We start from the raw sequence: 26,572 nt of genomic DNA on the forward strand, positions 1-26,572 counted from the left end.
ATCTCTCCGGGGTGCCCCGCAGCAAGTTGTGGGAGGGGATGAACATGATCGGCCTGGTCGAATCGCGCCGCGAGATCGACGGCCAGGTCGCGATCGAAACCCGGTATTTCATCGGCAGCATCGGCACCAGCGCGACCCGGTTTGCCCACGCCGTGCGCGGTCACTGGGGCGTTGAAAACAGCTTGCATTGGAACCTCGACATCGCCTTTCGCGAGGATGAGTGCCGTGTGCGCCAGCCGGTGGCGCGTGAGAATCTCGCCGTCTTGCGTCACCTCGCGCTCTCACGGCTGAAGAATGATGACACCAAGCTTGGGCTGCAGAACAAACGCTTGAAGGCCGCTTGCAACGAGGATTACCTGACAAAACTGCTCTTTGAGTGGCCCAAAAGTGACGAGAAAACAAAATTATCAGGAAACGCTAATATTAGCAAAGCTTGATGCGATTGCCCTGGCCGCCAGGGCCGGCTCGCGCTGGGCACCTGGCAAGGGCTGTTTCTGTGGGAACACCGCACACACAGCCATCAGCGCACACTGGTGGTGACCTGCTTTGGGTCAACTCAGGCCAAATGAATCCGCTCCAGACTGCCGCGCGTGACATTGCCGCACTGATCCTCGGCCTCGATGTAATAGCGAATATCACCGGCGCCGACCGGCAGTTGCGCGGTGAAGTCATGGGCGATCAATGCGGCGCCGGTCTGCGACGGATAGGGACCGTGATCGTGCATCGGTAGGCGCTGCTCACCGGCCTCACCGCGCAGCACCAGCTCGACCCGCTTCAGCCCCGAGCAGTCGGCGACGAAGCTGTGTACCACCGCCTCGCGCGGGGCATCGAGCAGGCAGCCCTGGCCCCAGCACTTGCCGCCTGGATTCTCCGGCATGATCCAGGGCGGGAAGATGGTCGGCCCGCGCCGATCGCGACCGGCGGCGACCAGCGCGTCGAGTTTGGCCTTCAGCCGGCTGTAGCCCAGGTTGGCTGCGTTGGTCACCTGCTGATCCCACGCCGACTGCCCGGTCCAGTACCAATAGCAGCTCGTTTCTGCGGTCAGCAGCAGGCGCACCGCCTCGGCCAGCGCCGGATGCTCGGGCACGCTGTCCTCGAGCGTGTGTACCAGATCCTGAAAAGCGGTGAGCACGGCCCAGGAGTTGAGATCCGGCGAATAGGGCTGATCGTAGCGGCTGAACCACTTCATGAACTGCGGATCGCCGTTGTCGGCGCCAGCCCAGGAGCCGGGTTCGATGTGAACGACCTGATTCGGGTCCGGCGGGAAGCGCTGCAGATAGTCCTCGGCCGTGGTCAGCTCGAAGCGCGGATCGCGTTGCAGCCACTCGACCAACTGGCCGGTGTTGTGATGGTAGTAGCTGTCGGCGCCGCCGCCGTGGTTGTCGCCATCGGAGTGCAGCAGGAAGAACGGCGGATGCTCGGGATCGAAACTGCCAGTGTCGACGATGCGCTGGTAGAGCTGACCGAGCACATCGGGATACTGCAGCGCACCGAAGCCGCCGCGTGCATCCTCGTTGCCGATGTAACGCTCGGCCGGGATCGCGATGAGCTTGTGCAGCTCACCGTCGGCGTCTTCGTAGCCGACATACTCGGGCCGCAGCAGGCTCGGGCTGATCTTCGAGGCGGCCCAGATGTTGTGCAGCTGCAGCCAGTCGTCGACCGGCGGGTTGACCTGGTCGGCCGGGTTCGGCGGCAGCATGCCTTCCTCGATGCCGGCGTAGGGGTAGTCCTGGCAGGCCCGGAAGCGATGGATGGAGTCATAGATCACCGCCTCGACGCCGGCCTCGACCAGCGCCGGGATCATGCGTACATGGAACGCCGTCTCGGGCGGGAAGAGTACGCGCGAGGCCTCGGCGCCGAACACGCGCTCGATCAGCTGACGATGGCGCTGGAGATTGCGCACGATGTCACGGTGCGGGATCAGCGGCATCAGCGGGTGGTAGAAGCCGAACGCCGAGAACGCCAGGCGCGGGTTGCCGAGCCTGGTCTTGGCGGCCGCCATCTCGCGCAGCGCGCCGTTCCAGCCGCTGAAGCGCCCGCCACAGCGACCCAGCTCGGCGCTGCGCTCGAGCTGCTCGATCAGGGTGCCGCTCCAGCTCGTCGACAGCCCCGCGTGCGCCAGACCGCCATCGATGTACTGGCGCACCGCCGCCGGGACGAAATCGGTGTAATTGCCACCGCGCGAGCCGAAGATCTCGTCCTTCTCGCCATCCCAGTCGTCTGGGTTGGTGGTGTCGTAATAGGGCTGGTGCATGTGCTTGTGGATGCCGAAGTAGAGCTTGACTTCGGCCCCGTTGGACATCGCGGGCTGGACCTGGGCGCTTGTAGAGCGGTGTTCGCTCGCCGCCCGGTCTGCGTCCTCAGCCGCCGCGCCCCCGCCAGCGCGCTCGAGCCGCACTTCAGTGAAGGTCTTGATCCAATCGCCACCGCCGGCCTGCTGGATCTCGGCGCGCCGACAGCCCTCGAGCTGCAGTTCGAGCCGCTCGCCCGCTGCGCGGCCGGCCGGCACCGTCGCCTGATAATGCCAGCGACCGCCGGCCTCCTCGGAGCCGACGATGGCGTCGCCATTGACCAGGGTCTCGCGGCCGGACGCCCGAACGATGATCTGCGGGAATGGGATCTCACCATCGGCGCTGAAGCCAACCCGAAAGGCGGGATAGGCGCCATCAGCGGCCATCTCGAGCCGCGACGGGCATTCGATGCCAAGAAAACGAGTGAAGAGGGGCATGGGTTTGAATCCTTCGATCAACATGATCCATGTATTGTACGATTGTCCCAAGACGGCATGCCGACACAGCCGGCCATGCCCGCTGCCTCCATTGACGCCACCAACCGCAGACGCTGTTGCCAACGACGATGCCTGTATTCAGCCCTCGCGCCCTCGCCGCGCAGCCCCTCCACCCGTTTGTTCGCTCCTGCGCCAGCGCGCTGCTCGCCTCCTGGCTGGCGCTAACGACACCGCTGGCGCTCGCGGTGCTGCCCGCGGCGGTCGAAGGCGAGCCGATGCCGTCGCTGGCGCCCATGCTCGCCGAGACCGTGCCCGGCGTGGTCAATGTCTCGACCGTCACCGAGATCGCGGCCACCGAGCATCCGCTGCTGCGCGATCCGTTCTTTCGCCGCTTCTTCGACATCCCCGGTCATCAGCGCAATCGCGAGAGCCAGAGCCTGGGCTCGGGCGTGGTGATCGACGCCAAGCGCGGCATCATCCTGACCAACCATCATGTGGTGCGCGCCGCCGATGCCATTCGCGTCACCTTCGATGATGGCCGCCGGCTCGAGGCCGAGCTGGTCGGCTCGGACCCGGAGACCGACATCGCGGTGCTGCGGGTCGCGGCCGATGAGCTGACCGCGATTCCGCTCGCCGACTCCGATGCGCTGCAAGTCGGCGACTTCGTCGTCGCCATCGGCAGCCCGTTCGGGCTCGCGCACACGGTCACTTCCGGCATCGTCAGCGCGCTCGGGCGCACTGGGCTCGGCATCGAGGGCTACGAGAGCTTCATCCAGACCGATGCCTCGATCAATCCTGGCAACTCGGGCGGGCCGCTGGTCAACCTGCGTGGCGAGCTGGTCGGCATCAACACCGCCATCCTCGCCCCTGGTGGCGGCAACGTCGGCATCGGCTTCGCGATCCCGACCAACATGGTGAAGATCGTGCTCGAGCAGATCCTCGAGCATGGCAGCGTGCGCCGCGGCCTGTTCGGCGCCGGCGTTCAGGATCTGACCCCGGAGATCGCCAGCGCCTTGGAGATCGATCGCTTTCGCGGCGCCGTGGTCGCCGCGTTGGAGCCCGACTCGCCCGCGTTGCGGGCTGGTCTCAAGCCAGGCGACATCATCACCGGTGTCGATGGGCGTGTGGTGAACAGCGCCAACGATCTGCGCTCCCGGGTCGGCCTGTTGCCGCCCGGCACCCGCATCGAGCTGGAGGTGCTGCGCGACGGCAAGACCCGTCGGCTCAAGGCGCAGATCGACGACCCCTATGCCGATTTTGTTCACGGCGAGACCCTCAGCCCAGCGCTCGAAGGCGCCTTGATCGGCGAGGCAACGCGACGCCCAAACCGTACCCAAACCCGCGTCGTCGTGGTCGGCCCGCTGCGCCCCGGCAGCCCGGCCTGGCAGAACGGCTTGCGCGAGGGAGATCTGATCGTCCAAGCCAACCGCCGCTCGATCGCACAGCTCGATGATCTGGCCGCAGCGCTGAACGCAGCCGGCGGGCTCTTCAGCGCACAAGTCTTCCGCGATGGCCAACTGCTCTTGCTCGCGCGGCGCTGATGCGGCAGCTGAGCCTGCTCGATGGACTCGATCTTGTCGATGCGCCTAACCCACCTGATGCGCCCGACGGACGAGACCTGATCGAGCAGGCTGCTAACGCGGCGCAGAACGATGAGCGAGGGGTGCTCGCGAAGGTCGACCGCGATCCGCCACCTACGGACCATGAGAAGCCGCCAACCATTCCTGCGGCGACGCCTACGGCTGAGGTCCAGGATCTAGCCACCGCGCTAGCCGACACGCTCAACAACGGCCTCTACCTCGGCACCTCGTCCTGGTCTTTCCCGGGCTGGTCCGGGCTGATCTACGGCGCGCCCACCGGCAAGGCCAATCTATCCCGGCAGGGATTGCCGGCCTATGCCCAGCATCCGCTGCTGCGCAGCGTTGGCATCGATAGCGGCTTCTACGCGCCGCTCGATGCAACGAGACTGCGGCACTGGGCCGAGCAGGTGCCAGCGCAGTTCCGGTTCGTCGTCAAGGCGCCGGCCTTGATCACGGATCGCTATCGGCGCGCCGCGCGGGGGCGTCCGATCGGCCCCAACCCCGGCTTTCTCGATCCGGAACAGGCAACAGAGGTCGCGGTGCAGCCCTATCAAGAGGCTTTGGGCAGCAAGGCTGGCGTCTTGCTGTGGCAGTTCCCGCCCATGGCCGGAAGCGATCGCATCGCGCCACGCCGCTTCGCTGAGGCCCTCTATCGCTTCCTGATTCGGTTACCCAAGGGGCCGGTGTATGCGGTGGAGCTGCGCGACGCCGCTCTCCTGACCCCTGATCTTGCCGCGGCCCTACATCATGGTGGCGCCGTCCCCGGGCTGGCGTTGCATCCTCGCCTGCCACCCCTGACCCAGCAGCTGGAACTGTTCTCAGGCTCCGCCGACGACGGCCCGATCGTGATCCGCTGGCTGCTCCGCCGCAATCATCGTTACGCCGAGGCACGCACTCACTACGCCCCCTTCGACCGCCTGTGCGAGCCTGACCCCGAAAGCCGCGCCCAAGTCGCCCGCGCGGTGTTGAAAGCACGAGCACAACGCCGCTCGACCTTCGTCATTGTCAACAACAAGGCCGAGGGCTCGGCCCCGCTCACCTTAGTCGAACTCGCTCGGCGGTTGCATCAATAGCACCCAGGCGAAGCAACAGCCAGGCGCAGCGGCACCTGAGCTGCAATTCCGCTAGCATGCGCCAATGCAAACAGACCCTGCGCCCTGGCGCGCATTCCTGCTCATCTTTCCGCTGTTGGCCCTGGTCCCGATTGTTGGTCTCAGCGGCTATGCGTTCTGGTCGATCTCAACGCGCTTAGACGCCGTCGAGCACCGCGAGCGCTTCGCCGTGGATCTGCAACGCCAAGCCGTCCAGAGCAGACTGCAGGCTGTGGCCACGGACCTCTGCGTACTCGCGCAACAGAACGAGCTTTACCGCCTGCTCCTGGACAACCGACCGCAAGCGCGCTTGGCGATGGCCGCGGAGTACCTCGCGCTCGCGCGCAATGCCGAGGATTACGACCAGATCCGATTTCTAGACGAACGCGGACAGGAGGTCGTCAGGGTCAATCACAATGACGGCTCACCCGCCATTGTCACTGACGCGGCACTGCAGGATAAGTCGCACCGCTACTACTTCAGCGATACCTTTGCGCTTGAGCCGGGACAGCTCTACGTCTCGCCTCTGGACCTGAACATGGAGCAGGGCATCATCGAGCAGCCGTACAAGCCGATGATCCGAATCGGCACCCCAGTGGCTGATGCCGAGGGACAGAAACGCGGCATCGTGCTGATCAATGTGATGGCGCAGAAGATGCTCGATCAGGTCAAGGCCGCCGGCGCCGTCAGTGTTGGTGAGCCGATGATGCTCAACAACAAGGGCTATTGGCTGGTGACACCCGAGCCGCCCCCGACGAGCTGGGGCTTCATGTTCCCGGAGCGCTCAGAAGAGCGGATGGGCCAGCTGTATCCTGCTGTTTGGGAGCAGATCGACCAGCAGCTCAGCGGAGCCATCTACTCGCCCGAGGGTCTGTTCACGTTCGAGAATTATTACCCCCTCAATGGCCTCAAGGGCTGCTTCCAGCGCAATGGCCTCCGGGCTGAGGCGCTGTCCGAGACGGGCTATCGTTGGACACTGGTATCCCATGTACCGCAAGCCGTAATCAACGGCTGGCGCCGTGAGGCCATCTTCCAGGCCGTGATCGCCGGCATTGTGGTCCTGGTGTTGCTCGCCATCGGCACCTGGGCCTGGCTGGTCGTCGCCACCGAACGACGCCGTCACCGCGCGCATCTCGAGTCCTTGGCGCGCTTCGACCCGCTCACCGGCCTGGCCAATCGGATCACCTTCGAAGAGCGGCTGTTGCAAGAGATCGAGCGTTCAAGGCGCCACGAGCGTCGCTTCGCGCTGCTCTACATGGACCTCGACGGCTTCAAGGCCATCAACGATCGCCATGGCCATAAAGCCGGCGACCAGGTGCTGATCGATGTGGCGCAGATCCTGAAGTCCAGCTGCCGCGCCTCTGATCTAGCAGCCCGGCAGGGTGGCGATGAGTTCGTGGTCTTGCTCGCAGAGGTCGCCAACCTTGCCGCGGCGCAGAAGGCTGCCCAAAAGCTGCGCGAAGGCATCGAGGCCTTGTCCTGGAACGAGATGCACGTTGGCGCCAGTATCAGGCTCGCCCTTTGGCCAGACGATAGCGAAGACCCCGAGACCCTGATGCGATTGGCGGATGACGCCATGTATCAGGCCAAGGGCGAGGGCAAGAATCGGATTTGTCTTGCTCTATCATGATCTGCTCTCGAGCCAGCCGCGCAAGCGCTCAACGGCCTCTTGTAGCCGATCGAGCGGGGCAGCATAGGAGAACCGCAGATGCTCAACTTGGCGGTAGTCGCCGAAATCCCGCCCGGGGGTGATCGCGACGCCTGTCTGCTCGAGCACATCCGCGGCAAAGCGCTGGCTGTCGTCGGTGAAGCCGCTCACATCGGCATAGACATAGAAGGCACCGGCCGGCTGTAACGGAATCCGAAAGCCAAGCTGGCGCAACGCTGGAACCAAAAAGTCGCGGCGCTCTTGGAATGCCCGGCGTCGGCGTTCCAGCTCAGCCAAGGTCGCCGGCTCGAAGGCGGCCAGCGCAGCGTGCTGAGAGACGGTCGGCGCCGAGATGAACAGGTTCTGGCATAGCCGCGTGACCGCATCGTCGTAGCCTTCTGGTGTGACTAGCCAGCCGAGCCGCCAGCCAGTCATGCCGTAGAACTTCGAGAAGCTGTTGATCACGAAGAGGTCGTCGCCGTCGTGCAGTGCGCTGCGCACTGGGGTGTCGTAGACCAGGCCATGATAGATCTCGTCGACGACCAGGGCGCCGCCGAGCCGACGCACCTCATCGACGATAGCGCTCATCGGCTCGGGCGCGATCACACTGCCAGTCGGATTCGCCGGCGAGCCGAGCAGCACCGCGCGGGTATGCTCGGTCCAATGCGCGCGGATCAGCTCAGGCGTGAGCTGATAGCCGGTGTCTGGACCACAAGGGATGCGCACCGGCACCCCACCGAAGAGTTGGATGAAGTTGGCGTTGCAGGGATAGCCCGGATCGGCCAGCAGCACCTCATCGCCAGGATCGAGCAGCAGCGCGAAGCTGACCAAGAGGGCCGCGGAGGAGCCCGGCACCAAGGCCACCCGCTCCGGTGCTGGGCGCGCCGCGGCGGGATACTGCGCGGCAATGAGTGCGCGCAGCTCCGGCAAACCTTGCGCAGCGGTATAGCGCGTCTGCCCAGCCTGCAAGGCCACCTGCGCACGCGCGACGATCGGCTCTGGAGTCGGGAAATCCGGCTCGCCGATCTCGAGGTGGATCACATCACGGCGGGCGCTCTCCAGCGCCTGCGCCTTGGCCAGCACTTCCATCACATGAAACGGCTGGATCAGCGCCATGCGTTGCGCCAGGCGGCCTGTCATTGCATCGATGCCGCTCACCATCCGCTGCGCACGAAATTCCTGCTAACGAAAGACGCCTGCAAGTCAATCTTATCTTGAGCGGTTGGCACTATTTCGGCCACAGCCAGGTCTCGAGGTCGGTCACGGGCTCGCGGCGCTCCAGCTGCTGCATGCCCTTCACGCAGCGCAGGATGAGCCAGATCAGCCAGAACAACAGCAGCAGGAAACCGACCAGCACCATGCTGAGCAACATCCCCAGGACGACATAGAGCAACCCAATCCAAAAGGTGCGGATCTGGAATTGATAGTGACTGCGGAGCCAGTCCGGCGCATCACCGCGATACACATAGGCCATGATCACGCCGACAATCCCAGTAACGCCAACCACCAGACTGACCAGATAGAGGATGTAGATGATCTGCGCGTTAGAGGTGGATGAGTTGGAGGTCGATGGCGGGGTTGGCATAGGCTCTTTCATAGCAGCGCTCCGGTCGAACATAAGGACATCGTCTGCATCGGTTGATCGAGCATCGCAACCGTAAACGTCACATCAGCAGACAGGCAGTAACGGAACCATATCAACGAGTCGGCTCCAGGACCGTCAAGCCACGCATGTACGGCTTAAGCACCTCAGGCACCTCAATACTGCCATCGGCCTGCTGATAGTTCTCCAACACCGCGACCAGCGTGCGCCCAACCGCAAGCCCGGAGCCGTTCAGCGTATGCAGCAGCTCGGGCTTGTTGGTCTCGGGATTGCGCCAGCGCGCCTGTAGCCGCCGCGCCTGGAAGTCGCCGAAGCAGGAGCAGGAGGAGATCTCGCGATAGCGTTGCTGGCCGGGCAGCCAGACCTCGAGATCGTAGGTCTTCACTGCCGAGAAGCCGAGATCGCCGGTGCAGAGGGTGACCACCTGATAGGGCAGCCCGAGGCGCTGCAGCACCGTCTCGGCATGGCCAGTGAGCGCTTCCAGTGCGGCGAATGCGTCTTGCGGGCGCACCGCCTGCACCAGCTCGACCTTCTCGAACTGATGCTGACGGATCATGCCGCGGGTGTCCTTGCCGTAGGAACCGGCCTCGCTGCGGAAGCAGGGCGTGTGCGCGACCCATTTGCGCGGCAAGCTAGCGGCATCGCAGATCAGATCCCGCACCAAGTTGGTGACTGGCACCTCGGCGGTCGGGATCAGGTAGAAGTCGCGCTCCGGCCCCGGCACCCGGAACAGGTCTTCCTCGAACTTCGGCAGCTGACCGGTGCCGCGCAGGCTGTCGGCGTTGACCAGATAGGGCACATAGGTCTCGCTGTAGCCGTGCTCTTCGGTGTGCAGATCGAGCATGAATTGGATCAGCGCCCGATGCAGCCGCGCCATCGGGCCGTTGAGCACGGCGAAGCGCGAGGCGGTGAGCTTGGCGGCGGCATCGAAATCGATCCAGCCCGCCGGTACGCCAAGGTCGACATGGTCCTTGGGCTCGAAGTCGAAGGCGCGCGGCTCGCCCCAGCGGCGCTCGACGCGGTTGGCGCTCTCATCGGCGCCATCGGGCACGCTGGCATCGGGCAGGTTGGGGATGCCGAGGGCGATCTCGCGCAGCGCCTGCTGGATGTCCTCGAGTTCGGCATCCATCGCCTTGAGTCGATCGGCAAAGGCGGCGACCTCGGCCTTGATCGGCTCGATGTCCTCGCCGGCCGCCTTGGCCTTGCCGATCGCCTTGGATTTCACGTTGCGCTGATTCTGCAGCTCCTGCACCTCGCCCTGCAGCGCCTTGCGGCGGGTCTCGAGGGCCTCGATGCGGGCGACATCGAGGGCGAAGCCGCGACGCGCGAGCTGCGCGGCGACCTGTTCGAGGTCGCTGCGAAGAAGTTTGGGGTCAAGCATGGTGTGTTCTGTTCAGTCAGGCGAGGTCATAGAATAGCCTGGCACTGATGAGGCCGAACCAGCAAGCGCCGAGACAGAGCAGCACGCTCCCAGCGACGTTCAGCAGCGCGCGCACCGCCTCGCCTTGCTCCACCAGCGCCAGGGTCTCGAGCGAGAAGGTCGAGAAGGTGGTGAAAGAACCGAGAAAGCCGACCAGCAGCGCCGCGCGCCATTCAGGCGCCACCGGGCCACGCTCCACGAAGAACACGAACAGCAGTCCCATCGCATAGGAGCCGAGCCCGTTCACGGCCAGGGTGCCCCAGGGAAAGTCGCGCCCGAGCCATCGATACAGACCATTCGAGACGCCGAAGCGCGCCATCGCGCCGAGCGCGCCGCCGCCCGCGATCACCAAGAGTTGCATCATCCGCGCACCCGTGTCCTCGGTCAGGATTCGGGCCGAATCTTACCCGAACCGGCAAGGCTGACCAAGGTCGCTCGCTGGTGGATGCAAGACGCCGCGTTGACCGACCCTGCGCCTCCGGCTAATCTTTAAGCTTCCTTTCGATCCGCCGAAGTCAGTGAGCGATCCGGATCTTTCGCACTGCGGCCCAGACCCCTTGCTCGTTGCGTCCATGGTCACTGTGAAATGTCCTCAATGCGGAAGCAGCAATATCCGTCGATCCCATAGAAAGACGTCGGACCCGAGCCGCAAGAGCCTTCCTTTTTTCACCCGATTCTTTCGTTGTCGCGACTGTCGTGCGCGTTTCCCGGCACGGGATCTGTCGACACTCTATTCTTGGGGATTGGGTGCCTTCGCTCTATTAGTGATGAGCGCTGCCCTCGCCGTGGTGATGCGTTATCAGCCCGCAACCTTGGAGTATGACATCACCGGGCAAGCGCGCAATGAAATGATCGCTGAAGCTAAAGCCGATACCGAAGCTGAAGCTGAAGCGGACGCCGAGGCGGGGATGCTCGACCACGCCGAGCACAACTACCGCAAGGGCATCGAACTCCTTCGTCGGTCAACCTATCGTGAAGACAGTTCTACGCTCCCCGACGCAGCGAAATGGCTACGGCAAGCCGCCGATGAGGGCCACGTCAGAGCGCAGTTGATGCTAGGCATCCTGCACGAAAACGGTAGCGGTGTTATTCAGGATTATGAACAGGCGCTCGAATGGTATCGCCGCGCGGCCGTGCAAGGCGAGGCCGTCGCGATGTACCGCGTGGGATCGATGTTAAGTAAGGGGATCGGCGCCGACAAAGATCTGATTAAAGCCTACGCCTGGTGCAATATCGCCGCGGCGCGCGGTCATCAGGACGCGGTCATCGACCGTCATCGGATCGCCAAGCTGCTGTCCACCGAGGAGATCAAGGAGGCGCAGCAACAGTCCAGGTCTTTCGATCAGGAGTTGCCCTATCGAGTCGCGGCGCCCTTTACCTTACCTGCGGGTCTATGACGCTCCCGAGCGTTGTTCAATCCCTCATTCATGCTTCGCAGCGGCGGCACGATCCAGCGCGGCGAGGCGCTCGAGCTTTTCCTTGATCCGAATCTCGAGCCCACGCTCGACGGGTTGATAGTAGCGCCGTGGAGCCATGCCATCCGGGAAATACGACTCCCCGGCGGCGTAGGCGTCGGGCTCATCATGGGCGTAACGGTAGGCATGGCCGTAGCCAAGCTCCTTCATCAGCCGGGTGGGCGCGTTGCGCAGATGCACCGGTACCTCCAGCGATCCCTCTTTGCGCACCTCGTCAAGGGCGCTGTTCCAGGCCAGATAGACGGCATTGCTCTTCGCCGCGCTGGCCAAATAGACCACCGCCTGCGCCAACGCCAGCTCACCCTCCGGGCTGCCGAGACGCTGCTGCGCGTCCCAGGCATCCATCGCGATGGCGAGCGCGCGCGGATCGGCATTGCCAATGTCCTCGCTGGCCATGCGCACGAGTCGTCGCGCAAGGTAGAGCGGGTCGCAGCCGCCGTCGATCATCCGCGCCAGCCAGTAGAGGGCGGCATCGGGTGCTGAGCCGCGCACTGATTTGTGCAGCGCCGAGATCTGGTCATAAAAGGCATCGCCGCCCTTATCGAAGCGGCGGACACTACCCTCAATCACCTGCCGCAGCGTCTCAACGCCGATGCGGCGGCTAGCGCCAAGCGCTGGCGCTGACTCGAGCCTGGACCCCTGTGTGGGTGCGCTACCGAGGTCTGGCCCTGAATCCGCCCCTGACCCCGATTGTGGCCCTGATTCAGGCTGGCGTTCAGGGGCGACCGGCACGGCCAGATCAGCAGCCAGCTCCAGCAGGTTCAGCAGCCGTCGCGCATCGCCATCGGCAGCCTCGGCGAGCAAGCGCCGCGCCTCGGCATCGATCAGGATGCGCCCCTGGTCGCTGGTGCCCGAATCCGAGGCCCTGTGGTCTCTGGACCTCACTGTCGAGTCTGTTTGACGATCAGGTTGAGGGGCCATCACAGCGCCCTTAGGGGGATCAAGCGTTGGAGCAGGCGCCAACCCCCGCTCGGAGTCGCTCAGCGCACGATCCGCCAGCTGCTCTAGATCGACCAGCTGCAGCGGCTTCAGCAGATAGACACGCGCCCGCGACAGCAGCGCGTTGTTGAGTGCAAAGGAAGGATTTTCGGTGGTTGCGCCGATAAAGACCAGGGTGCCGTCTTCGACATGCGGCAAAAAGGCATCCTGCTGCGCCTTGTTGAAACGATGAACCTCGTCGATGAACAGAATGGTGCCGCGCTGCTCGGCCAGTCGCACCTGCCGCGCCTCGTCGACTGCGACGCGGATGTCCTTCACGCCCGCCAGCACCGCCGACAGACTCAAGAAGCGGCTGTTCGACGCGGCCGCGATTAGCCGCGCCAAGGTGGTCTTGCCGGTGCCGGGTGGTCCCCAGAAGATCGCCGAATGCGGTCGATCCGCACTAATGGCCTCGCGCAGCGTTCGCCCCGGCGCGAGCAGATGCGACTGGCCGACCACCTCATCGAGACTCCGCGGGCGCATCCGCTCCGCCAGGGGAATCTGCGATAGCGGTGGTTTACTGGAAGACCGGCTCATTGAATCATGCCCGCAACAAACGAGCCGAAGAGTTTACATCTCGCGGGCATGCACCCAGATCAACGCGCCCTGCTCGACCGGCACCGACTCGCCATCCGGGTTGGTCATCGGCGCCTCACCCTCGAGCAACGCGGCGAAGCCCCACCAGCCGGCGCGGGGCATCGCATAGCTGAAGACGCCGTTGGCATCCGCCTTCAGCACCTGGGTCACGAAAGCCGCCGCCGGTGGCTCGACCGAGCCATCATTGCGCCATTCCACCTCGACCGTGGCAAAGGGCACCGGCTCGCCATCGCGGGTCACAACACCGGTGAACAGGTTGCCGGCCCAGAGTCCATAGGGGCGCACCAAGGGCTCGATCTCGACCGGGAAGCCGACCATGCGGTCCCAGCCCTCTTCGGCGCCGAAGGCATCGACCACGGTCTTGGTGTAATGGACGATCATCACCCCCTCGGCGGGTTCCCAATACGGCGCCGGCTCGACGAAGAACAGGTAGTCGCCGGGCTCCGAGACGCGATACTCGGCGCTGTAGGCGCGTTGCCCATCGCGCTCGACGGCCTGCAGCCGAGGCGACAGATCCTCGCGACCCTCGGCTGTCAGCACACCGAAGCGCGCCGGCGTGTCCATCGCCATCGCCGGCCCGCGCTCCATCGGATGGGTGAAGCTCAGTGCCAGTGTCAGTGCCGGACCGGTCTCGGCGGTGAGGATCTCGGTCGAGGGGATCAGCTCGAGAAAATGCGCTTGGGCGGCGATCGGCAGCACCAGGCCCAGCACGGCGAGCAGGCGCGACGCGGCGCCGAATCGGGATTCAGAAGCGGGCTTACACGACATCTTAGGGTCCTCTTGAGTGGTTAGGCTCGGTGGTTTTGGCTCGCTGGCTGTGATCAAGCCCTGATGGCCGATCACAGAATAAGATATTTTTTATATTTATCATATAGCGCAATCTCCACAAACCCATAAAATACATGCAGAATTAGAACTCTACGAAGGCGTCAGAACAGGCTATCCTGATCATTTTGGGCGACGTTAGCGGGTTTTCGTGCGCCCGGTTTCCAGTCCGATAGCGTCAATGCGATACCATGACCGGCACTGGCAACTGTTGGACTCCGTGAATGTCACCTCGAGTCATGCATATTCGAACCACACACCGCACACGCATCGGTCACTCACTCTGGGCGCCGCTGTTCGCCCTGGGCCTCGTTCTGCTCCTCGGAGGCTGCGCCCAGCTGCCCTCGCAGTCGGCCGCCAAAACCAGCGCGCAACTGCCCGACGATGTCGACCTCAACGAGATCGAAGAGATCGAGGTGGCGCAGGAAGCGATTCCCGAACCCCAAGAGGATCCGGAACCCGGGCCGCTCTACGAGTGGGATGGCAGGGGACGCCGCATCAGCCACGTGGTAATCGACACCAACGCGCAACGGGCACGCTTCTATGACGGCCTGGAGCAGGTGGGCTGGACGACCATCGCCTCCGGCGTCTCGTCTCATCCGACTCCCAGTGGCGAGTTCGAGGTCATCGAGAAGGTCGCAAAGAAGCGCTCCAACCTCTACGGTCGCATCTACAACGCGAGCGGAGGGCTGCACAAGAGCAACGCCCATTCTCGCGATCCGATCCCCGAAGGCGGCAAATTCGTCGGCGCTCGCATGCCCCACTTCATGCGCATGACCTATGACGGCATCGGCATGCACGCGGGCGCGATCCCGCAACCGGGCCAACCGGCCTCGCATGGCTGCATTCGACTCCCGGACGAGGTCGCCTCGAGCCTATTCGCCCATGCCGACATCGGCACCCGCGTCACGGTGATTGGCAACGGCCCGGATTATGGCGACTATGCCGAGCGCATTCGCCAGCAGCGCGCGCAAGAAAGACGCAATCGCGTGGCCAAGGCTGAACGCCAGTCCGAAGCCAGCACCGAGGCCCCAGCGGAGCGCAACGAGGATTCAGGCTCCGAGTCACAAACGGAGGCGCAAGCGGAGACGCCGCCACGCACCGATAACACGGCTGCCGAGGCTGAGGAGACCGATTCAACCACGGCCGATCAGCCCGAGACGAGCGTCGGTCGCAGCGAGCCAGTCAATGCACCGTCATCGCAAGATCGGCAAGAGCAAGGGCGCAGCGCACCACCTCGTACAGACACCACCGAGGCGCTAAGCGGAACAAGTGCCGACACTGTCGATGCAGCAGAGACCGCTACCGCCGAAGCACAGGGCTCCGAACCCAGGCAGGCGGTGGAGGATCGAGCGCCCACGGCGCCACGGCGCTTGCCCGCGCCCGAGTCGCCACCGATTCAATCGGTGGATCTTGGCGCTTCAAACAACGACGACGGCTGAATAATCAGGCTCGCTGAACGCGCTCTTCTGTAGAACGCGTCCAGCAACTGTTCATAGGTTCGCCGCCTTGCCGCCTCTGGCCGATGCAAGGCAGAACAGGTCAACGCTTCATCAACGCGCCCACCTGGCGCAAGGCGCCCGGCACGGTGCGCACACCGTCGACGACTCGCTTGAACCAGCCCTCCTCACTCAGGCCGCGCTCGAGCTGCTTGTGCCGAGCGGCGGGCAAGACTGCGGCGATGGTCGTCCATAAGCCATCCAGATTCCACGGCGGCTCATCGGGCGGGACGGCAACGAGCACGCTCCGCGCGGTGGGAATCGACAGGGCCTGCGCGGCGGCCTCCAGCGCCGCGCGCATGCTGACCTCCTTCGGTCGCTCACCCGCGCTTGGCTCATAGGGCGGCGACCACTCCAGCGGTGGATCGAGCCGGTCGGCCTGGGTCGCGACCAGCACCAGCGGGATCGCGCTCAGGCGCGGATCGCTGGCGGTCAGCGCGCGCAGGGCGGCCAGACCGCGCTGATCGGCGGCGCGATCGGCACGGTTGGCCGCCGTCACCCAGAGGATCAGGTCGCTCTCGCGGACCTGTTTCAGCCAGGATTCGCGCGGCGTCTGCTCCAACCCCGGACTGTCCACCAGCACCAGATCGCCGATTCTGGGCTGTTCCAGCTGATAATGGGCAAAGGCCTCCGAGGGCCGCGTCACACCAATCGGCACCTGAGCGACACCCAGCAGCGCGTTCAGCAGGCTGGATTTGCCCACATTGCGTTGGCCGGCCAGCACAATGGTCAAGGGCGCCGACGCTTGTGGCGACTTGGCTGGCGGCGTGGTCGCGAGCAGCTCATCGGCGCGGCGTCGATAATGGCCGGCATAGAGGCGGATGAACACCTCGCCGACCTCGCGCGCGAGAATCGCCGCGACCCGCGCCTTGGCCGCCGCACCGAGCACGTCCACGGCCTTGGAGACGGCCAGCCCCCGCACCTCGTAGAGGACGGCCGAGAGGGGATTGACCCAGCGTAACGCCCGCGCCAGTCCCAACAAGGGGGGCATCGTACTGGTGCTGGTCTGATAGACATCCAGCATCAAATCGACCTTGATGTGGCGCATCACCGGGAAGTTCCGGGTCAAGGTCTCGCGCAGCGCACGCGCAAGCTCCTCGTTCATCAGCAACACTTCCGCCAGCGTGAAGCGCAGCGCCGCCTTCGAGAGCCCCGAGGCGAGCTGTTCGTTCGCCGGATCGCCCACGGGTTCGCCTTCCGGCGTATAGGCGATGGCAACGGCGTTGACGGTGCGCAACAGCAGATCGCGAATCCTCTCCGCTGTCTGCAGATCCTCCGCCGTGGCCCCGGCGACGATCTGCTCGAGCGCGGCGCGCGCCTGTTGCTCGCCCGGTGCGGCATGTGGATCGCCGGGCGCGACCCTGATCTCATGCGCGCGGACCTCCCGCGCGCGCCCTCCCCAGCCGTGCCGAACCAACACCAGCGGGATCAGGGTCAGCGCCACGAGGCTGATCGGCCAGTACCAGAACCAGCCCTGTTGCCAGAGAAACGCCAGCCCCAACGGCAGCACCAGCACGAAGGGCGCCGGCACCAGCACGATCACCAGTAGCTCGCGCCAATAGGGGCGAAGACTGTGAGCAGTCTGTTTCAACCCGTTCAACGGCTTCTTCAACGCTCTCGCTCCTGATCCTTGCGCGCTTCGTAACGCCGACGCGCATCCTGCAAAGCCTGCTGGTAACGCTCGCGCAGTACCTCATGATCCGGTTCACGCCCCGCCGCGCGCTCGCTGAAGTAATACAGCGCCGCCTCGCCGATCGCCCAGGTGATGGCGAAGGTCCAGGCGGCGACCACCGCAGTCCCCCAGCCCAGCCCGAGCTTCAGCCCCTGCTGAACGAGCCACCGGCCGCCGAAACCGAGCACGAAGCCGGTGCCCAGCGCGGCGACCAGCTCGCTCCATTGATCGCGGGATGCCGGCTGCCCATAGCGCCGGGCGATCTGATTGACCATGGTGGCTTGCAGACTGGCCGAGCCCAAACCGCCGATGATCGGCGCCGGCACTGCATTCGCCGCCACCGCCGCCATCGTCCAGGGCAGCATCACCTTGGTGCGCACCTGCTCGGCTTGCGAGAGGTTGACGGATGAGCGCAGGCGCATCACGGTTTCCGGCAAGACCTGCTCCAGCACCTCCCACAGGCGTTGGGCACCATAGTCGCTGGGAGGCAGGCCCTGTTCCGGGCGCGTGAAATCCAGCGGCACGAACAGCGGCGGATGCTGGCCAGGCAGATCGGCGAACAGTTGCCGCTGCGCCAGCATGGACTGGCGCAGTTCATCGGGCAGACCGGGCAGCACCCAATCGCTGTCGTCGCCGGTGAAGGGATAGGGCAGCAGGTGGCGGTCGTGGCGGCGATAGCCATGATGCAGGCAGGTCTGCGCGACCAGCAGCGGCCACTCGGGATGCTGGGCGCGCAGCGGCTTGAGGACCGCGAGCACGTCTTCCAGCGCCAGGTCATCGACCCGCGCCACCACCATGATCACTTGCGCCTGGTCGCTGGCGTGTTGGAGATCGACCGCCGGATCATCATCGGCGACATCACTCAGGCCCCGAGTATCGAGAAAGCGCAGCACTGGGCGCTCCTCGGGGAAGGCATACAGGCGCAGGTCCTTGGTCATCGGCACGAAGCCGTTGCCGATCTGGTCATGCGCTCGGCCGACGATGTCGGCGACGATGCTGGTCTTGCCGGCTTGGGTCTTACCGAGCAGCCAGATGGTGGGTGCCTCGGCCCCGGCCCAGACTTGGGCCTGCGTGATGCGTTGGCTCTGCTCGTCGCCCTCGTCAGTGGCTTTGGTCGCCCTCGCTGTCTTCATAGCAAGGCCCAACGCTTCAGCGCTCTGAGCCCTTGCGCCCCGGAAACGCCACCACTTCGGCGCGAGCCTCACGCGTGGCACCGGCGTTCCCTGCTCCTGGCTCCGCCCCCGCCTTGAGCTTGGGCATCGGCAGCATCCGCACCTGCTCGCGGCGATGGGAAAGCAGGCCTGTAGGTAGACCGGCCAGGGCCTCGATGTCTTTCGGATGCAGGCGCAGCTGGGCAAGGAGCTGCTCGACGCTGAAGCCGCCCTGGGTCAGCAGCAGGCGGATGGAACGCTCCATCAGGCGCGGTTGCTCGAGCGTCAGGCGCTCGTCCTCGGGCTCGGCGCGCACCCAGCCACGGGCGCTGATGTATTTGAACAGCCGCCCGGCGTGCTCCTCGGTGATCAGCCCCAGATCCTTGCAGCGGTAGATCATGGCGCCGATCGACACTCCCCAGCGCGGCTTGAGGGTGCGGAAGGCCTCGAGCGAGATCTCGGGCAGCTCGTTGACGAAGCCATCGGCGGGCATCAGCAAGGCGCTGGCGAAGCGGTGCGCCTGGTTCTCCAGCTCCTTGAACTCATCGCGATGGGTCAGTGCGCTCTGATCGACCTGGCGATGCAGCACCAGATGGCCAAGCTCGTGGGCGGCATCGAAGCGCAAGCGCACGGCGGTGCGTTTGTCGGCCGAGAGCAGCACATAGGGACGGTCATCGGCCAGCGACCAGTGCGAGACGCCATCGATGGACGGTGCCGCGAAGGCACAGCGCCCGACGACGATGCCGGCATTCTCCATCACCAGCAGCAGGTCCGGGATCGGTGCACGCCAAAGCCCCCATTGCTCGCGCACACGCGCGGCGGCCTCCTCGATGTCGCACTCCTGCAGGCGCTCGACATTCCCGCCACCGAGGTCCGGCACCGCCGGCGCGGGCAGTTCGATCCAGCCCTGCAGGTCGTGGCTGATGCGCTGCAGCCAGAGCAGGTGCTGGGTGATGCGCTCGCGCGAGCGCTGGGTAGCGTTGGCCATGGAGCGGAAGAAGCGCGGACGCTCGCCGGTCTCGAAAGGGAGATTGAGGAAATAGTCGCGCGGCACGCGCAGCACCTTCGCCAGCGCCTCGAGGGCGGCCGGGTCGGGCGTCTGCTGGCCCGATTCCCATTTGCTCACCGTCGGTGCCGAGCGCTTCACGGCAGTAGCCAGGGCAATGCGTGTGAGTCCCCGGGCGAGCCGTGCCTGCGTCAGTTGTGTCGCCTGAAAGCCAGGGGTGCGTGCGCCCATGGTCGTTACCCTTACTCCTGTGTTCAGTGACTGGAAGCCCGCCCGGCCTGGTCTTGATGCTGCTTGAGCACGGGCCGGGCGCGGTCGACTGGCTGCTCGGCCTGGTCGGCATAGGCGGCGTAGAGCTGATCGAGCGTCTTGAGCAGATGCCAGCCCCGAAGATCGCGCGTGGGGATACCAAAGCCGAGGCGCATCGGCAGAGTCTGGTCCTGCCCGGTGCCGGGGCGCGCGTAGAGCACCATGATAATGGCAAGAATGCCGGCATCTGGGTCGCACTCATCCCACAGCGCGAGCTGCTCACCGTTGCTTGGATTGTTGCGCGCCAGGGTCTGCTTGTACTCCTTTGCCTCGATCGGGTCGCCCCAGTGATCAACCTTGGCATGGGTGATGAGGAAGTTGCCGCTCATGGCCAGCGCGAAGGTGTGCGTGTTGGCGTGTTCGAAACGGTAGCGCATACCGACATCCTCGGCGCTGAGGCGGAAGGCCTCGCCGCGCTCGAAGTAACGCGTGGTGCCCAGGCGCATGCGATGCGCGGGAACCTCGGGTGGCGTGCGGACCGCTTGCTCGTGAGCGATGGCGGTGCAAGCGCACATCCGCTCCTCGAGCCGGTGGAAGAAGTCCTCGGGGATGGCGGTGAGGGCGGATTGCAACAGATCAGGCATCGCGACGGTACCTCGGGACGGGCTCAAGTTCGGGTTTCGCAAGGCTGAGAATAGCGCGAAAAACGTTCGTTGACCGAGCCTAGGCGCTCTGGTGGTCGCATGCGCCTTGCGGATCTCGCCCACCCTGTCCGTGCGCATCGAGTTTGGGATCGCTGACGGTGATGCAGCGTGTCTCCTCAAGCATGGCGCCCTCGACAGGATTCGAACCTGTGACCTACCGCTTAGGAGGCGGTTGCTCTATCCTGCTGAGCTACGAGGGCGAGAAGTCGTCCATGTTAACGCGCTCGGACCGTGCCGACCAAGCCGAAAGCGCACGCATGGGGTGACAAAGTGCCCAACTCCACTTAAACTAAGCGGTCTGGCTGAGTGGCAGAGTGGTTATGCAGCGGCCTGCAAAGCCGTGGACGCCGGTTCGATTCCGACCTCAGCCTCCAGATTCTCAAGCCTGCAAAATGAGGCTCCTCGTGATCCGATTGCCCACGGGAGCCGTGCTTTGTTCCGCCCTCGACCCCAATGCGCGTGAGGCACCATGAGCACACTGACGCATTTCAATCGGGCTGGCGAGGCGCGGATGGTCGACATCGGCACTAAGCCCGACACCGAGCGCCTGGCCCTGGCCGAAGGGCGCATCCGCATGCAGCCACAAACGCTGCACCAGATCCAGCAAGGTGACCATGCCAAGGGCGACGTGCTCGGCATCGCGCGCATCGCCGGCATCATGGGCGCTAAGCGGACCGCCGATCTGGTGCCACTCTGCCATCCATTGGCGCTGACCAAGGTCGACTGCGACTTCGAGATCATCGATGAGACCGGGAGCGGCAGCGAACCGGCGGTGATCTGTCGCGTGACGGTGGCGACAAGCGGCCGCACCGGCGTCGAGATGGAGGCCCTCTGCGCAGTGCAGATCGCGCTACTGACCATCTATGACATGTGTAAGGCAGTGGATCGCGGCATGATCATCGACGCGGTGCGCCTGCTCGAAAAACGCGGCGGGCGCAGCGGCCACTGGGTGCGCGACGCGTGAACGAACCGGCCACCCATCCCTTCTTCCAGCGTGCGGCCTTTCTCAGCGCCGCGCCGGATCTGGCGGCAACCCCGGACGATAACGGCTATGAAGTGGCCGTCGCCGGACGCTCCAATGCCGGTAAGTCGAGCGCCATCAATGCCCTCTGTCATCAACGCGGACTCGCGCGCACCAGTAAGACACCGGGGCGCACTCAGCAGTTGATCTTCTTTCGCCTGGATGACGAGCGCCGGCTCGTGGACCTGCCCGGCTATGGGTTCGCGAAGGTCTCGTTGTCGATCAAGCAACGCTGGCAGCTGTTGATGGAGCGCTACCTGGAGCATCGCGACTCGCTGAAAGGGCTGGTGGTGGTGATGGATATTCGCCATCCCCTCACCGATATCGATCAGCAGATGATCGGCTGGGGAATCGCCGCTGATCTACCGCTGTTGCTGTTGCTGACCAAGGCGGACAAACTCAAGCGCGGCGCGATCGCGCGCAGCCTGACCGAGGTCCGCAAGGCGCTGTCGGCGGCGTCGGTGCCGGTCGAGGTGATCGCGTTTTCCGCTGTCAGCCGCCTCGGCTTGGAGCAGGCTCAGGACCAGATCTCGGACTGGCTCGCGGTGGCGCCCCGGCCTCAAAATTCGCCGGCTGCGGCCCCTTGAATGATCGTGCGCAGGGTATCGCGCACATCGATGGCCGCCTGCTTGAGTTCCGCCGGCAGTTCTTGACCGCCGTGGATCATGAAGTCCAGGTTCATCGAATAGAGCCAGAGCTTGCCGTCGCGATCTTCGACCACGGCAATCCGGCAGGGCATGAAGCCACTGTAGTGATTGCGATACTCGAGCATCATTTTGCCGACCTGCGCATCACAGAATGACAAGAAGTTGACGTAGCGATAATCCTCCCCGGTCACCGCCTCGACCTGCTGATAAAAGGGTGACTCGCCGACGAAGAGCAGGTTGTTGGTGGTCGCGAGGCTCTTCAGTGAGTCGACGACCTCGTCGGTGCTGAGTCCTTCTTCCACCGGCACCGACCACATCATAGCGCCACCAGGATCGCCCGTCTCGAGCAAGGTCGCGACGAAGTTCGAATAGACGGGGACGAACTCCGGATCGAAGTCGGCCAACTTCGGCCCCAACCAGAGTGTGGCAATCAGCAGCGTCGCCAAGGCGAGCCCGCCGATCACCGCGAGCAGATTACGAATCAGAGTCATGCCGGGCTCCCAGGTAGAGGGCTGAAACGGCCAACGGCTATCGGGGAGTCCGATGAGCCGTCGGCCGACATCGCCTAGCCGAGGCCGATCAGTTAGCGCCAGCGGCCGGGCCAGCGCTTGGCGCGGCCGACTGCTCAGGCATCGGTGGCATTTCGTGCATATCGGGCATTGCCGGCATCTCGGGCATGTCGCGCATCATCATCGGCGGCATCTGATGCATGCGCGCGCAGCCGGGCCCCATGTTGTCGCACTTTGGATGCATGCCGTGATGGCCGACATGATGGCCACCGTGGCCCGGGTAGCCATAACCCTGCTGGCCGTGCCAAGGCCGCGCACCCCAAGGCTGCTGGCCGCGACCTGGACCCATGGGCGGCATCTTCGGAGCCTCGGGCTGGTTAGCGCCACCGAAGAGCGCAGCGATGGCCTCCTTCTGCTCATCGCTCATCGCCTCGATGGTTTCGCGATAGTCGTTGTAGCGCTCGAGCATCTCTTGGCGACGCTGCTCGGCCTTCTCGCGCATCTCCTCGATGCGCTTGGCCCGTTCCTCCATGGCGGCTTCATAGCGTTGTTGCATCTCGGCGCGCATGGCTTCCATCGACTCCGCCGTGGGTGCCTCCGGCATCCGCGAAGCGGGGTTGGCCGGGGCCGATTCGGCCGGCGCCTGCGCCTCGGTTTGCTTAGGTGTCTCGGCTTGCTTGGGGGCTGCGGCTTCCGCAGCCGGTTCGGCTGGCTCGGCGGACTGCTTTGCTTCTTCCTCGGCAACGGCGGCGCCACCCAGGCTCAGAGAGAGGGCAAGCACGGATGCGAACGAGAGGAAACGATCTTTATGGGTCATGGTGGTGGGACTCCTCATCTTGACGTGGCTTCAGGGATGGAGGGACGCGGCGACCATAGCACGGTTGCCACAGGCGAGAAAGTGGTGGCTGAAAGCCCGTGAGACGTGCGCGAAACCTGCGACAGTCGCTCGAGAGCGTATAGAATGCAGGAATTCAAGGGGGTTTCAAGGCAAGTTTGATGCAATCAGGAGAGCGAGCCATGCGTATCGGCGATCTGATGGCGACAAGCGGTGTCAAGTTCGGCACCAGCGGCGCCCGTGGCCGGGTCGAGGACATGAGTGACCTGATCTGTTACGCCTATGCGCAAGGCTTCTTGCGCTACCTGCTCGGCAACGGGACGCTCGCGCTCGGCGCCGAGGTCGGGCTCGCCGGTGACTTGCGCGCCAGTACGCCGCGCATCCTCGGCGCCTGCGCCAAGGCCGTGATCGACAGCGGTTGCCGGCCACGCGACCTCGGCCGCATCCCGACACCCGCGCTGGCCGCCTACGGGATCGCCCAGGCCTGGCCGACGCTGATGGTCACCGGCAGCCACATCCCGGATGATCGCAACGGCATCAAGTTCAACCTCCCCAGCGGCGAGATCCTGAAGGCCGACGAGGATGGGATTCGCGCGCAGCCGATCACACTGCCGGAGGGGCTTTTCGATGCCAGCGGCGGCTTCATCGACCCGAGTCAGGCCGCGCTCCCGCCCGAGGAATCAAGCGCGCTCGAGGCCTATGTCGCGCGTTATCTGGACTTCTTTCCGCCCGACTGGCTCGCCGGTCTGCGCATTGGCCTCTATGAACACTCGAGCGTCGCGCGCGAGGCGCTGTTTCGGGTCCTCACCGGGCTCGGCGCCGAGGTCGAGCGTCTCGGCTTCTCCGAGACCTTCCTGCCGGTGGACACCGAAGCGATTCGCCCCGAGGACATCGCGCTGGCCCGCGACTGGGCGGCGACGGGACGCTTCGATGCGCTGGTCTCGACCGATGGCGATGGCGACCGACCGCTGATCGGCGACGAGCAGGGCGCATGGCTGCGCGGCGATATCGCCGGCGTGCTCTGTGCCCAGCACTTGGGCGCCGCTGCGGTGGTGACGCCGATCAGCTCCAACACCGCCTTGGAGCGCAGCGGCTGGTTCACGCGCGTGGAGCGCACCCGCATCGGCTCGCCCTATGTGATCGCCGCCATGCAGGCGCTCGCGGCGCGCGGCATCGGGCCCGTGGTCGGGTATGAGGCCAACGGTGGTTTTCTGACCGCCTCCGACATCGAGCGCCAAGGCCGGCGACTGCCGGCACTGCCGACGCGCGACGCGGTGATCGTCGCAGTCACCCTGATCGGCGCCGCGCGCGCCAACCAGCAGCCGCTCTCGGCCTTGGCCCAGTCGCTCCCACGGCGTTTCACCGACAGTGACCGACTCAAGGACTTCCCGAGCGAGTTGAGCGCCGAGTGCTTGGCGGCCTTCCAGACCGGCGATGCCGAGGCCGACCGCGCCGCGCTCGAGGCGGTGTTCGCCGCCGAATTCGGACCGGTCACCTCGGTCGACCATACCGATGGTATCCGCATGACCCTCGCCGGGGGCGACATCCTGCATCTGCGCCCGTCGGGCAACGCACCGGAGCTGCGCGCCTATACCGAGGCCGACAGCAGCGCGCGCGCCCAAGATTTGAGCCAACGCTGTCTGGCCATGCTCGAGCGCTGGCGCGACTGAGGAGATCGCGGCTCAATCGGGTCGCCACGCCGTCTCGGCTGTCAAGCCCAAGGATCTGGAGGCGCGGGAAGCGCACGTCGGGGCGAATGACCAGAACGCCGAATCAGACGTCTCTGCATCGTCCCAGGGGTTGCCCCATCGCGCGTCTGGCCGGACCGAGGGCGCGGTAACGCTCGGCACGCGCCTCCAAAAGGGAGAGGTCTGCCGCATCGAGCTGCTGCTCGAACGCCTTCAGTCTGGCCTCGGCCGACTCAGGGCCAGAGGCCTCCAAGACTAACCCAATCAGCGTGGGATCGATGAGCCGCGCACCACCGCCACTCAGGACAATCCGCAGGGTCGACAGGGTCTGCGCCCGATCGGCGCGATCCCAGTCCTGCGAGCGCACCCGCTCGAGGCCGAGCACGGCATCGGCATGCAACGCCACGGGATAGTCACCCGCGTCGACCAGGATCAGCAGATCGCCCGTCGCCGCAGGCTTGAGCGGCGCGCCGATCAGCACCGCAGGGCTGACCACCGGCACCAGCTCGCCCCGCAGATCGAACGCGCCCACGAGATACTCGGCGGTGTCGTCGAGCGCCGTCAGGCGCGGCAGTGACAGGCAGGTGCGCAATTGCCCGGCGGCAACCGCATAGGTCTGGCTGGAGAGCGCGAACACCACGCACTCCTCGGTGTTGGTCAAGACCGGTTGCGCGGTGATCGCGAGCGCGGTCTGCTCGGCTAGGCTCATGTGGGGCACTCCCGGCCAGCGTGGTCGACTTACCAAGCGCCGGGGGGGCGGAGCAAGACGACGCACCACCTCGGCGGCATTGCGCTAAGCCTAGTCCAAAATGACGGGTTTTTTGCGCCCGATGGGCCGATTCGCCTCCGCTTCAGTCGATGGGTCCTTCGCGCAGCAGAGGACGCATCGCGCGCAACAGGTTGGCGAACAGCGGCGGATGACCGGCCTCCTCGCGCGCCAGCAAGTCCTTCATGTGCTCGCGCCGGGTCGGCATCTGAAAGCAGGCGGGGCAACTGTCGGGTACCACCGGCAAGCCGGCGTTGCTGGCGAAATCGCGCATCTGGCGCTCGCGGCAGTAGACCAGCGGGCGGATGATGCGCACATCCCCGGCATCGTTGCGGTAATGCGCCTTCATGGTGCGCAGTTGGCCACCGTGGAACATCGACATCAGCAGACTCTCGGCCAGGTCGTCGAGATGCTGGCCGAGCGCCAGCACGTTGTAGCCATGGGCGCGACAGAGCCGGTACATGATGCCGCGTTTCATGCGCGCGCAATAGGCGCAGAAGGAATCGCCATCCATGTGCTCGCGCGCCTGTTCCATGATCGGTTGGCGTTCATAGTGCCAAGGCAGGCCGCGTTGGTCGTACCAGTCGGTGAGCGGGGCGGGATCGAAGCCCGGCACCTCGGGGTCGATGGTGAGCACGGCGAGGTCGAACCGCACCGGCGCATAACCGCGCAGATGGCGCAACACCTCGAGCAGCGAGAGCGAATCCTTACCGCCCGAGACCCCGAGCAGGATGCGATCGCCGTCGCGGATCATCGCGAACTCCGCGATCGCCCGCCCGACCTGTCGCAGCAGTGACTTCGGCGGACGTATCGGTTCGGGCGGGAGTTGCGCTGACATCGGGTGACTCGATTCCTGATTGATCTCGCTTCCTCGCTGATG

The 26,572-nt window shown here is 65.1% G+C and carries 24 protein-coding genes, 2 tRNA genes and 1 pseudogene; 11 read left to right on the plus strand and 16 right to left on the minus strand.

Annotated elements, in window-relative coordinates; genetic code table 11:
- On the plus strand, positions 1-437 hold a 437-nt coding region (locus tag CCR82_RS16150), incomplete at its 5' end, for an ISAs1 family transposase (protein ID WP_201246843.1).
- A gap of 9 nt (positions 438-446) precedes the next feature.
- A pseudogene (locus CCR82_RS16155) lies at positions 447-569 on the plus strand (YjbQ family protein); the annotation flags it as partial.
- Here CCR82_RS16155 and CCR82_RS16160 read toward each other — a convergent pair.
- Positions 557-2,728, minus strand: a complete 2,172-nt coding sequence (locus CCR82_RS16160) for a polysaccharide deacetylase family protein (RefSeq protein WP_201246844.1) — start codon at positions 2,726-2,728, stop codon at positions 557-559. The pseudogene CCR82_RS16155 and the gene CCR82_RS16160 sit on opposite strands and share 13 nt — an antisense overlap.
- A gap of 128 nt (positions 2,729-2,856) precedes the next feature.
- On the opposite strand from CCR82_RS16160, the gene CCR82_RS16165 reads away from it, so the two are divergent.
- The 3 genes from CCR82_RS16165 (at position 2,857) to CCR82_RS16175 (ending at position 7,029) form a co-directional block, all read left to right on the plus strand.
- Complete coding sequence (locus CCR82_RS16165) at positions 2,857-4,269, plus strand: DegQ family serine endoprotease (protein ID WP_201246845.1); 1,413 nt, start codon at positions 2,857-2,859, stop codon at positions 4,267-4,269.
- Positions 4,269-5,381, plus strand: coding sequence for a DUF72 domain-containing protein (locus CCR82_RS16170; protein ID WP_201246846.1), 1,113 nt, complete (start codon positions 4,269-4,271; stop codon positions 5,379-5,381). Before CCR82_RS16165 ends, CCR82_RS16170 begins: the two co-directional genes overlap by 1 nt.
- Positions 5,382-5,445: 64 nt before the next feature.
- Positions 5,446-7,029 (plus strand): sensor domain-containing diguanylate cyclase, encoded by a 1,584-nt coding sequence (locus CCR82_RS16175; protein ID WP_201246847.1) that lies wholly within the window; start codon positions 5,446-5,448, stop codon positions 7,027-7,029.
- Here the strand turns inward: CCR82_RS16175 and CCR82_RS16180 are convergent.
- From CCR82_RS16180 to crcB, 4 genes are all read right to left on the minus strand, one after another.
- Entirely contained in the window at positions 7,024-8,187 is a 1,164-nt protein-coding gene (locus CCR82_RS16180) for an aminotransferase class I/II-fold pyridoxal phosphate-dependent enzyme (protein ID WP_201246848.1), read from the minus strand. The two genes, CCR82_RS16175 and CCR82_RS16180, sit on opposite strands and share 6 nt — an antisense overlap.
- A gap of 88 nt (positions 8,188-8,275) precedes the next feature.
- Complete coding sequence (locus CCR82_RS16185; protein ID WP_242513549.1) at positions 8,276-8,644, minus strand: DUF4870 family protein; 369 nt, start codon at positions 8,642-8,644, stop codon at positions 8,276-8,278.
- 100 nt (positions 8,645-8,744) lie between these two features.
- Positions 8,745-10,031 carry a serine--tRNA ligase gene (serS, locus tag CCR82_RS16190; RefSeq protein ID WP_201246849.1) on the minus strand — a complete coding sequence of 429 codons (1,287 nt, stop codon included), beginning with the start codon at positions 10,029-10,031 and terminating at the stop codon, positions 8,745-8,747.
- Between the two features lie 16 nt (positions 10,032-10,047).
- Complete coding sequence (gene crcB, locus CCR82_RS16195) at positions 10,048-10,434, minus strand: fluoride efflux transporter CrcB (protein ID WP_201246850.1); 387 nt, start codon at positions 10,432-10,434, stop codon at positions 10,048-10,050.
- 403 nt (positions 10,435-10,837) lie between these two features.
- Here crcB and CCR82_RS16200 point away from each other — a divergent pair, with 403 nt between their 5' ends.
- Positions 10,838-11,467, plus strand: a complete 630-nt coding sequence (locus CCR82_RS16200) for a tetratricopeptide repeat protein (protein ID WP_201246851.1) — start codon at positions 10,838-10,840, stop codon at positions 11,465-11,467.
- 24 nt (positions 11,468-11,491) lie between these two features.
- Here the strand turns inward: CCR82_RS16200 and CCR82_RS16205 are convergent, their stop codons facing one another.
- Both CCR82_RS16205 and CCR82_RS16210 read right to left on the minus strand, forming a co-directional pair.
- Complete coding sequence (locus CCR82_RS16205; protein WP_338073195.1) at positions 11,492-13,006, minus strand: replication-associated recombination protein A; 1,515 nt, start codon at positions 13,004-13,006, stop codon at positions 11,492-11,494.
- Between the two features lie 87 nt (positions 13,007-13,093).
- Entirely contained in the window at positions 13,094-13,888 is a 795-nt protein-coding gene (locus CCR82_RS16210) for a DUF4198 domain-containing protein (RefSeq protein WP_201246853.1), read from the minus strand.
- Between the two features lie 296 nt (positions 13,889-14,184).
- Here CCR82_RS16210 and CCR82_RS16215 point away from each other — a divergent pair, with 296 nt between their 5' ends.
- Positions 14,185-15,387, plus strand: a complete 1,203-nt coding sequence (locus CCR82_RS16215; RefSeq protein ID WP_201246854.1) for a L,D-transpeptidase family protein — start codon at positions 14,185-14,187, stop codon at positions 15,385-15,387.
- Positions 15,388-15,487: 100 nt separating this feature from the next.
- Here the strand turns inward: CCR82_RS16215 and CCR82_RS16220 are convergent, their stop codons facing one another.
- The 5 genes from CCR82_RS16220 to CCR82_RS16240 all read right to left on the minus strand — a co-directional run bounded on the left by CCR82_RS16220 (position 15,488) and on the right by CCR82_RS16240 (position 20,426).
- Positions 15,488-17,056: a GTPase domain-containing protein gene (locus tag CCR82_RS16220; protein ID WP_201246855.1), complete on the minus strand. Its 1,569-nt coding sequence runs from the start codon at positions 17,054-17,056 to the stop codon at positions 15,488-15,490.
- Positions 17,053-18,249 (minus strand): YcjF family protein, encoded by a 1,197-nt coding sequence (locus tag CCR82_RS16225; RefSeq protein WP_201246856.1) that lies wholly within the window; start codon positions 18,247-18,249, stop codon positions 17,053-17,055. The genes CCR82_RS16220 and CCR82_RS16225 overlap by 4 nt, the downstream gene beginning before the upstream one ends.
- A gap of 16 nt (positions 18,250-18,265) precedes the next feature.
- A complete protein-coding gene (locus CCR82_RS16230) occupies positions 18,266-19,504 on the minus strand; it encodes a helix-turn-helix domain-containing protein (protein WP_201246857.1) in 1,239 nt (412 codons plus the stop codon).
- Positions 19,505-19,527: 23 nt separating this feature from the next.
- Positions 19,528-20,166: a hypothetical protein gene (locus CCR82_RS16235; protein WP_201246858.1), complete on the minus strand. Its 639-nt coding sequence runs from the start codon at positions 20,164-20,166 to the stop codon at positions 19,528-19,530.
- A 183-nt stretch (positions 20,167-20,349) separates the two neighbouring features.
- Positions 20,350-20,426: transfer RNA gene (locus tag CCR82_RS16240), tRNA-Arg, on the minus strand.
- A 100-nt stretch (positions 20,427-20,526) separates the two neighbouring features.
- On the opposite strand from CCR82_RS16240, the gene CCR82_RS16245 reads away from it, so the two are divergent.
- The 3 genes from CCR82_RS16245 to yihA all read left to right on the plus strand — a co-directional run bounded on the left by CCR82_RS16245 (position 20,527) and on the right by yihA (position 21,834).
- Positions 20,527-20,600, plus strand: a tRNA-Cys gene (locus tag CCR82_RS16245).
- Positions 20,601-20,695: 95 nt separating this feature from the next.
- Positions 20,696-21,190, plus strand: coding sequence for a cyclic pyranopterin monophosphate synthase MoaC (moaC, locus tag CCR82_RS16250; protein WP_201246859.1), 495 nt, complete (start codon positions 20,696-20,698; stop codon positions 21,188-21,190).
- Positions 21,187-21,834, plus strand: coding sequence for a ribosome biogenesis GTP-binding protein YihA/YsxC (gene yihA, locus CCR82_RS16255; protein WP_201246860.1), 648 nt, complete (start codon positions 21,187-21,189; stop codon positions 21,832-21,834). The genes moaC and yihA overlap by 4 nt, the downstream gene beginning before the upstream one ends.
- Here yihA and CCR82_RS16260 read toward each other — a convergent pair.
- Complete coding sequence (locus tag CCR82_RS16260; protein ID WP_201246861.1) at positions 21,807-22,385, minus strand: DUF302 domain-containing protein; 579 nt, start codon at positions 22,383-22,385, stop codon at positions 21,807-21,809. The genes yihA and CCR82_RS16260 overlap by 28 nt on opposite strands.
- An 88-nt stretch (positions 22,386-22,473) precedes the next feature.
- A complete protein-coding gene (locus CCR82_RS16265; protein ID WP_201246862.1) occupies positions 22,474-23,220 on the minus strand; it encodes a hypothetical protein in 747 nt (248 codons plus the stop codon).
- Positions 23,221-23,420: 200 nt separating this feature from the next.
- Between CCR82_RS16265 and CCR82_RS16270 the strand changes: the two genes are divergently transcribed.
- Positions 23,421-24,908, plus strand: a complete 1,488-nt coding sequence (locus CCR82_RS16270) for a phosphomannomutase (RefSeq protein ID WP_201246863.1) — start codon at positions 23,421-23,423, stop codon at positions 24,906-24,908.
- A 103-nt stretch (positions 24,909-25,011) separates the two neighbouring features.
- Here the strand turns inward: CCR82_RS16270 and CCR82_RS16275 are convergent, their stop codons facing one another.
- Complete coding sequence (locus CCR82_RS16275; protein WP_201246864.1) at positions 25,012-25,635, minus strand: chemotaxis protein CheW; 624 nt, start codon at positions 25,633-25,635, stop codon at positions 25,012-25,014.
- Positions 25,636-25,777: 142 nt separating this feature from the next.
- Positions 25,778-26,530 (minus strand): PP-loop family protein, encoded by a 753-nt coding sequence (locus CCR82_RS16280; protein ID WP_201246865.1) that lies wholly within the window; start codon positions 26,528-26,530, stop codon positions 25,778-25,780.
- Positions 26,531-26,572 lie beyond the last annotated feature (42 nt).

The sequence above is a fragment of the Halochromatium salexigens genome (assembly GCF_016653295.1).
Taxonomy (GTDB): domain Bacteria; phylum Pseudomonadota; class Gammaproteobacteria; order Chromatiales; family Chromatiaceae; genus Lamprobacter; species Lamprobacter salexigens.